The sequence below is a fragment of the Colwellia sp. 6M3 genome (assembly GCF_014077595.1).
Taxonomy (GTDB): Bacteria; Pseudomonadota; Gammaproteobacteria; order Enterobacterales; family Alteromonadaceae; genus Cognaticolwellia.
In genome coordinates, this window is the sequence record NZ_JACGWF010000138.1 from 1 (window position 1) to 7,010 (window position 7,010).

6 protein-coding genes and 2 rRNA genes are annotated in these 7,010 nt (G+C 38.1%); 4 read left to right on the plus strand and 4 right to left on the minus strand.

The window, feature by feature from the left end; genetic code table 11:
- Window positions 1-5: 5 nt before the first annotated feature.
- The 3 genes from rrf (H4J50_RS18040) (at window position 6) to epmA (ending at window position 1,486) form a co-directional block, all read left to right on the plus strand.
- Window positions 6-120: ribosomal RNA gene (gene rrf / locus H4J50_RS18040) — 5S ribosomal RNA — on the plus strand.
- A 98-nt stretch (window positions 121-218) separates the two neighbouring features.
- Window positions 219-333, plus strand: a 5S ribosomal RNA gene (rrf, locus tag H4J50_RS18045).
- Between the two features lie 175 nt (window positions 334-508).
- The gene (epmA, locus tag H4J50_RS18050; protein WP_182257572.1) at window positions 509-1,486 is read left to right on the plus strand and encodes an elongation factor P--(R)-beta-lysine ligase; all 978 of its coding nucleotides are present in this window, start codon (window positions 509-511) and stop codon (window positions 1,484-1,486) included.
- A gap of 27 nt (window positions 1,487-1,513) precedes the next feature.
- Here the strand turns inward: epmA and glnG are convergent, their stop codons facing one another.
- The 4 genes from glnG to glnA all read right to left on the minus strand — a co-directional run bounded on the left by glnG (window position 1,514) and on the right by glnA (window position 6,138).
- Window positions 1,514-2,920: a nitrogen regulation protein NR(I) gene (glnG, locus tag H4J50_RS18055; protein ID WP_108454808.1), complete on the minus strand. Its 1,407-nt coding sequence runs from the start codon at window positions 2,918-2,920 to the stop codon at window positions 1,514-1,516.
- Window positions 2,920-4,005 (minus strand): nitrogen regulation protein NR(II), encoded by a 1,086-nt coding sequence (gene glnL, locus H4J50_RS18060; RefSeq protein WP_108454809.1) that lies wholly within the window; start codon window positions 4,003-4,005, stop codon window positions 2,920-2,922. The genes glnG and glnL overlap by 1 nt, the downstream gene beginning before the upstream one ends.
- 76 nt (window positions 4,006-4,081) lie before the next feature.
- Window positions 4,082-4,609 (minus strand): DUF4124 domain-containing protein, encoded by a 528-nt coding sequence (locus tag H4J50_RS18065; RefSeq protein ID WP_239059070.1) that lies wholly within the window; start codon window positions 4,607-4,609, stop codon window positions 4,082-4,084.
- 122 nt (window positions 4,610-4,731) lie between these two features.
- Window positions 4,732-6,138, minus strand: a complete 1,407-nt coding sequence (gene glnA, locus H4J50_RS18070; RefSeq protein WP_108454810.1) for a glutamate--ammonia ligase — start codon at window positions 6,136-6,138, stop codon at window positions 4,732-4,734.
- Window positions 6,139-6,482: 344 nt separating this feature from the next.
- Between glnA and H4J50_RS18075 the strand changes: the two genes are divergently transcribed.
- A partial coding sequence (locus tag H4J50_RS18075; protein WP_182257573.1) for a GTP-binding protein occupies window positions 6,483-7,010 on the plus strand: 528 nt, incomplete at its 3' end.

Genomic DNA, 7,010 nt, shown 5'->3' on the forward strand with positions numbered 1-7,010 from the left:
TTTTGTCTAGCGACAATAGCGACATGGCCCCACCTGATCCCATTCCGAACTCAGAAGTGAAACGTGTTAGCGCCGATGGTAGTGTGGGAGTTCCCATGTGAGAGTAGGACATTGCTAGGCTTCTATTAAGAGAAACCCGTAGCTGACGCTACGGGTTTTTTGTCTAAAACCTTATGACTTAGCTAATTTTTAAGTTAATTAATTCATAAAGTTTTTTGTCTGATGACAATAGCGACATGGTCCCACCTGATCCCATTCCGAACTCAGAAGTGAAACGTGTTAGCGCCGATGGTAGTGTGGGAGTTCCCATGTGAGAGTAGGACATTATCAGGCTCCTATTTAAGAAGCCCGATTCGAAAGAGTCGGGCTTTTTGCTGTTTATGCGTTTTTATTTATCGTATCCTAACAACAGCGACTGTAGTAAAAGCAATTGTTCATCTTTTAACCTTTTGATTACACTGTTAGTCAATATTCCAATAATATTTCTTTCTTAAGGTAGGTAACTTTTATGTCATGGCAACCCACTATGGATTGGCACCATGCTAAGCAACGTTCGCAGGTGCTATCTTTAATCAGGTTATTTTTTTCAGAACGTGATGTTATTGAAGTCGATACCCCACTTTTATCAAGTTCATCAGTAACTGATCCACACCTAGATGCCTTTGTTACTCACTTTAATTACTCAGTAGAAAGTCACTGTAGTGAGTCAACAGTCTTATATGCTCAAACCTCGCCAGAATTTGCTATGAAACGTCTGTTAGCAAGTGGCTATGGATGTTGTTATCAAATATGTAAAGCATTTCGTCATGAACAGCAGGGAAGATACCATAATCCAGAGTTTACTATGTTGGAATGGTATCGATTAGGCTTTAACCATTTTGACCTGATGGATGAGGTTGAAGAACTCATGCAGTTAATTCTTAAGTGCGATAAAATTGAAAGAATTAGCTATCAAGCGCTATTTATTAATAAAGTTAACCTTGATCCATTAAATACTAATATTAACGAACTGATAGGTGTTATTACACAGTTTGATAAACTAAGTGATTGGTTACTGGAAGAAGAGTCTGTTGATACTTTACTACAGTTTATTATGGCAGAATTAATAGAGCCTGATATTGGCAAGGACACGCCATGTTTTGTGTATGACTTTCCCGCTAGCCAAGCCTCATTAGCAAAAATATCGAGTAAAGATATACGTGTAGCTGAGCGATTTGAATGTTATTACAAGGGGGTAGAACTCGCTAATGGTTTTAATGAATTAACGAATGTAGAGCAACAAAAACTACGATTTATGCAAGACAACGACCTTAGAAAACAATTAGGTAAGCCTACTCTTGAGATAGATGAAAATTTTATTGCTGCGCTCGAACAGGGTTTACCTGCATGTGCCGGTGTAGCACTTGGCATTGACAGATTGGTTATGATTGCATTATCGGTAAACAAGATTGATGATGTTATAACTTTTCCGTTATCCAATGCCTAAGATACAAATTGTCGCCAGATTTATAAACTAATCTGGCATGTCTAATTCTTTCAATTTACGTGTTAATGTATTTCTTCCCCAGCCTAAACGTTTAGCTGCTTCTTGTTTATGTCCTTGAGTATGTTTTAAGGCACTTTCTAATAATACTTTTTCAAACTCTGGTAATGCTTGTTCTATAATATTACTTTTCCCTGATGATAATTCAGTATCAACCCACTTCTTTAAGTTATCTTGCCAGCTACCATTAGAACTTTTTACCGTTACAGCTTTAACCGTGAGTTCGCTAGGCAAGTCTGACATTAGAATTTCTTTGCCGCTTGCCATAACAGTAAGGAATCGACATATATTTTCAAGTTGTCTAACATTTCCAGGCCATTCACAATGTTCTAAATATGAAAGTGTACTTTTATGCAATGTTTTAACTTCAACGGCTAATTCGTTTGCTGCTTGCTTGAGGAAATGTTGAGCCAGTTGGCTGATATCTTCTTTTCTTTCACGTAAACTTGGTATTTGAATTCTGATAACGTTGAGTCTATGAAAAAGATCGTCACGAAAATCTCCATTCGTTACTCGTTCTTCTAAATTTTGATGTGTAGCAGCAATAATACGTACATCAACTTGTATAGGAGAGTGTCCGCCTACTCGATAAAATTGTCCATCAGCGAGGACTCGTAATAACCTTGTTTGAATATCAAGTGGCATATCACCAATTTCATCTAAGAATAATGTCCCTTGATGTGCTTGCTCAAACCGTCCATGACGAACAGCATTAGCACCCGTAAAGGCGCCTTTTTCATGACCAAATAGCTCAGATTCAATTAAATCTTTTGGTATGGCGGCCATGTTAAGAGGGATAAAAGGTGCAGATGAACGGGGGCTGTGCATATGTAACGCATGAGCAACCAACTCCTTACCTGTTCCTGATTCGCCATTAATTAATACACTGATGCTCGAACGCGATAAGCGTCCTATCGTCCTAAAAACTTCTTGCATAGATGGCGCTGCGCCAATTATTCCAACAGTATCAGCTGATGGGACTACATTTTGCTTTTTAGATTTTTGCTCGCGAGCATGTGTTAAGGCTCTATTGGCTAATGTAACAGCATCATCAATATCAAAAGGTTTAGGAAGATATTCAAACGCACCACCTTGGTATGCATTTACTGCACTATCAAGATCGGAATGTGCAGTCATGATAATAACGGGTATATAAGGGTACTCATCATTAATTTGACCTAATAAGGTCATACCATCAATATTTGGCATACGTATGTCTGAAATAATCACTTCAGGTTGGGTATGTTCTAATGCAACCAATAGGTCTTCTGGATTATGAAATGTGCCTACACTTATATTGGCATTTGAAAGCGCTTTTTCTAGCACCCATCTAATTGAACTATCATCATCGACGATCCATACTTGTTCGGTGATCATTATTTTATCTCGCTTTCAAAAGGTATCAAAATAGTAAACTCTGTATGCCCAGGTCGACTTATACAGGATAATTTACCGTGATGTTGATGGATTATAGTTTGGCAAATAGATAGCCCTAAGCCTGTGCCTGAAGCTCGTCCTGAAACCATAGGGTAGAACAATGTACTTTGAATATGTTCAGGAATACCGGGTCCATTATCAATAATACTGATTTCTGCACACAGTTTAATACGCTTGCCATTAATGGTTTTATTGCTTGCTGCTCTTGTTCTAAGCGTAATTTTACTTTCACTGTCTAAAGCTTGTATGGCGTTATGTACAATGTTGATCACGGTTTGCTGAATTTTGTCTTGATCAAATGTTAACTCAGGAATGGAAGGGTCATAATCACGCGCTAATATAATATTTTTAGGGTTATCAAATTTTGTCAGTTGGAATACTTTTTCGATGACCATATGGATATTTTGTAACTTCATCACTGGCAGGTAGTTAGGGCCTAATAAACGGTCCACTAAGTTTGTTAACCTATCAGCTTGCTCGATGATCATTGCGGTATATTCTTTTTGCTCTTCATTTAGTTCTAAATCTAATAATTGAGCTGCACCGCGTAAGCCGCCTAATGGATTTTTAATCTCATGGGCTAGACCACGAATAAGATCTCGCGCAGACTCCCACTGTTGTTGTTGAAAGGCTTCGGCACTGATTTGTTTTTGCTGATCAATTTGTTTGAACTCTAATAAAATATGTGGAGATTGATCAAAGCTTACAGATGATGCGGTTATTTCAACGGTTATTTGTCGTTGGTCGAAAAATTCAATAGAAACATCGCTGTCACTGAACTCTTGGCCGGTAGTCAACAACTGTTGCAAGCGCTTGTTACTAATGGGGGTGTTGTAAAAAACTTGGTCGATGGGTAATAAGTAAATTTTACTTAAACTTTTAACTAATAGAGCTTCAGCTGCTGGATTGACATAACATATGGACAGGTCTTGATCTAAGACAACGATGGCCGTTACCATTTGATTTGGTAATGCTTGTTGATAGTGTCTTTTTATTTCTTTTAAATTTACCACAGTTTTAGTCATTACTTTTCCTTGCACTAAATTGGTGCGCTAAGTAACGAGTGTAAATAAAGTTGGTGCAATATGCACTGAAATCCGGCTAGTTTGCCTTATTAACCGATATTCTATGCATATAAAACGTTACTGGAGATGACGTTGCAATAACCTTGCCTTTATCATCAAGTAGTGACATTTTTATTTGGTGCTCGCCTCTGTCTATATCTCTTAGTACAAACATTGAGTGAGTTTGTGGTTTTTTATAGGGTTTATCATCTAAGTACAATTGTATTTGCAGCCCACGCTTAAAAATAGGTTTTATACGACCAGACACGTAAGCAGAGCCCGTGTTGTCTCTTATGGTGGCATTATTTTCGGGTTGAATAATTTCGACTTGATAACTGTTGTCGATGACTTTAGGTTTAATGTCTAAAATAGAGGTGTCGACGGAAGATTTTATGGTGTTAGGCTCTTTAATATCAACTTCTTCAGCACCAGGTTTAGGGCTATCAGAAAATACTAATACTCCTTGCTCGTTTCGCCACACATAAACCTTAGCTGAGCCTGCAAAAACAGAAAAAGCTTGTGTCATTAAAATATAAAAAATGCAAAAACGCGCAATGTGAATCAAAAGTGATATTCCTGTTCCGTAGGTTTTATCTTAATTACGTATAATCTATCCAAATTATTACAAATGTACCACAAAAAAAGCTCACCTAGGTGAGCTTTTTTAAATCTATCTATTTGAATTCACTACACGCTGTAGTACATATCAAATTCAACTGGGTGAGTTGTTGAGTTTAATAATTCTACTTCTGAACGTTTAATGTTGATATAGGCATCGATCATGTCTTTATCCATAACACCACCTTCAGTTAAGAAATCCATGTCATTTTCTAAAGCGTCTAATGCTTCTGATAATGATGATGCTACTTGTGGAATTTCTGCTGCTTCTTCCGCTGGTAGGTCATATAAATCTTTGTCCATAGCATCGCCAGGATGGATCTTGTTTTTGATTCCGTCAAGGCCAGCCATTAACATAGCTGAAAAACCTAGGTAAGGATTCATTGTAGGATCTGGGAAACGCACTTCGATTCGCATTGCTTTAGGTGATGGTACAATTGGAATACGAATTGACGCTGAACGGTTACGTGCAGAGTAAGCTAGCATTACAGGAGCTTCAAAACCAGGTACTAGGCGTTTGTACGAGTTAGTTGACGCATTTGTAAAGGCATTAAGTGCTTTAGCATGCTTGATGATACCACCAACATAATAAAGAGCCATTTCAGACAATCCACCGTATTTATCACCAGAAAACAAGTTCACACCGTCTTTGGCTAAAGATTGATGAACATGCATACCTGTACCGTTATCACCTACTAAAGGCTTAGGCATAAATGTAGCTGTTTTTCCGTAAGCATGAGCAACGTTATGAACAACATATTTGTATATTTGCACTTCATCCGCTTTTAATACCATAGTGTTAAAGCGACAAGCAATTTCATTTTGTCCTGCTGTAGCTACTTCATGGTGATGTGCTTCAACAACTAAGCCCATTTCTTCCATAACTAGACACATAGCTGAACGTAAATCTTGAGACGAATCTACTGGCGATGTAGGGAAATAACCACCTTTCACGCCTGGACGATGTCCCATATTACCTTCTTCGTATTCTGTACCAGAATTCCAAGCGGCTTCTTTATCATCAATCTTGTAAAACGAACCACTCATATCTGTGTGGAAACGCACATCATCAAAAACGAAAAATTCAGGCTCAGGACCAATTAATACGGTGTCTGCAATACCAGTGCTGCGCATGTAATCTTCAGCACGTTTAGCTACTGAACGAGGGTCACGACTGTAACCTTGCATAGTCGCAGGCTCAAGAATGTCACAACGAATGTTCAATGTAACCGCTTCAGTGAATGGGTCAAGTACAGCAGATTCAGCAATTGGCATCATAACCATGTCTGACTCGTCGATACCTTTCCATCCTTGAATAGAAGAACCATCAAACATTTTACCGTCTTCAAAGAAATCTTCTGTTACTTGATGATGAGGAATAGAAACGTGTTGCTCTTTACCTTTTGAATCCGTAAAACGTAAATCGATAAATTTAACGTCATGTTCTTTAATTAGATCTAAAACTGCGTTTGACATTGAAAGTCTCCAGTGAAGTTATTGCTTAAATTTTGAAAAACTTAATTTTATATGATTGTGCTAAAGCGAATACTGTGCCAATGCTAAAGCCATTGAAATATATGACTTTAATGTTTTTAATTACCGACTACTGCACCGACATTGTGCAATGCCTGCGTTATTGTGGTGCGTATAAGGTAATTTAACCAACTCAGTATATCAATTGAATAATATTTTGTTGGTTATATTTTCTTATCATGGTGTCTTTGCTGAGACTTCTACTGTATAATACGCGCCCAATTGTAGCCCTATTTCGTTAAACTGCTTGAAGTAGCAATAAACGATAGTAACAGCGAGTAACGCCTGTGTTAGATAAATTAAGAAATGTGGCAATTATTGCTCACGTTGACCACGGAAAAACCACTTTAGTTGATAAATTACTTGAGCAGTCAGGTACGCTAGACGCCCGTGGCGGTCTAGAAGAACGTACGATGGACTCAAATGATATCGAAAAAGAACGTGGTATCACAATCTTAGCTAAAAACACGGCTATTAACTGGAATGGCTACCGTGTAAACATTGTAGATACTCCTGGCCATGCTGACTTCGGTGGTGAAGTTGAGCGTGTTATGTCAATGGTAGATTCAGTGCTACTTATTGTTGATGCACAAGAAGGCCCTATGCCTCAAACGCGTTTCGTAACGAAAAAAGCGTTTGCTCAAGGTTTAAAGCCAATTGTAGTTATCAATAAAGTTGATAAGCCTGGTTCTCGTCCTGATTGGGTTATGGATCAAGTTTTTGAATTGTTTGATAACCTTGGTGCTACTGATGAACAACTTGATTTTAAAGTTGTATACGCTTCAGCAATCAATGGTTGGGCTACGCTTGAAGAA